This is a genomic window from Methylosinus sp. R-45379 (genome assembly GCF_001644125.1).
GTDB lineage: Bacteria > Pseudomonadota > Alphaproteobacteria > Rhizobiales > Beijerinckiaceae > Methylosinus.
Window position 1 is genome coordinate 1 of record NZ_LUUM01000140.1, and the last position, 1,129, is coordinate 1,129.

Below are 1,129 nucleotides of genomic sequence, written 5' to 3' on the forward strand. Positions count from 1 at the left end.
AATTCTCTCTCTGTTCTAGTGCTCGCCTTCAGCGCAATTTGGAGTTCAGCTTTCGTAGCCGGAAAGATAGCTCTCCGCGATTACGATCCTTTCACGGTGCTGGTCGTCCGCTTCACGATCGCGTCGCTCCTTCTCGGCGTGCTCGTCGTCGCCACGCGACCGAAGCCGAATAGGAACGCTGTCGAGACAGGCGTTCTGCTCGGCCTGTTGAACAACTGCGCATATCTTGGTCTGACGTTCTATTCGCTGAACTATATCTCGCCCGTTCTAGTCGTCGTCATCGTCAGCTGCGCACCATTTTTCACTCTGCTGCTGTCTTCCCTTTTCGAGAGCGAAGCGATGTCGCTTCGACAGGCGGCGGGCATAGCGCTCGGATTTACGGGCGTACTCCTCGCCACCGGCGTCGATTTCGGGGAGATCGCGAGTCTCACGGGCATTGCTCTCGCCATTTTGGGAACTGCCTCGTTCTCATTGGCGACGGTACTGTTCCACGCGCGAGCACAGCACTATCCGATCAATCAGTTGAATCTCTGGCAGTCCGTGACCGGCGCGGTTGTCCTGTTGCCTATCGCCTATTTCTTTGGAAGACCTTTGATCGCGCCGACGACCGAGAGTGCTGCGGCCATTCTCTATCTCGTGATCGTGGTGACGATCGGCGGCATGGGACTGTGGCTACTGCTCATAAGACTGACCGGCGCCGCCATGGCGTCGTCCTACCACCTCCTCAATCCATTTTTCGGCGTCGTTCTATCCGCTCTCGTGCTCAAGACGCCGTTACGCATTCTCGATTTTTCCAGCGCTGCGATCGTCGCGAGCGGCTTGGCGCTGGTTATTTCAGCCCCAAGAAAGAAGGAGTAATACGATGACCATTACCGCAATAGATTCTCGTATCAGTGTTTCACCAACCGATTTCTTCGAGCTGCCTACCGTGCTGCGCAGGTTGCGGTGCAAATATCACGGACGGCTGCGCGAAGGGGACTGGTATTTCCTGAGGGTCAGGCAGCCAGCACTGCGCTCCAGATTTCGGGCGCAGTTCCGCCTGCGGCTTTGAATTTGCCCAGTGCGAATTGACCCTTCCTGATGCGATGCATGAGTTCGACGCCGGCGATCGTGATCGCCGCATGTCGGA

1 protein-coding gene is annotated in these 1,129 nt (G+C 56.8%); it reads left to right on the top strand.

From position 1 onward, the window contains the following. Window positions 1–858, top strand: an 858-nt coding sequence (locus tag A1351_RS07040) for a DMT family transporter (RefSeq protein WP_064032612.1), incomplete at its 5' end; no start/stop codon positions are given. Between the last annotated feature and the right edge of the window lie 271 nt (window positions 859–1,129).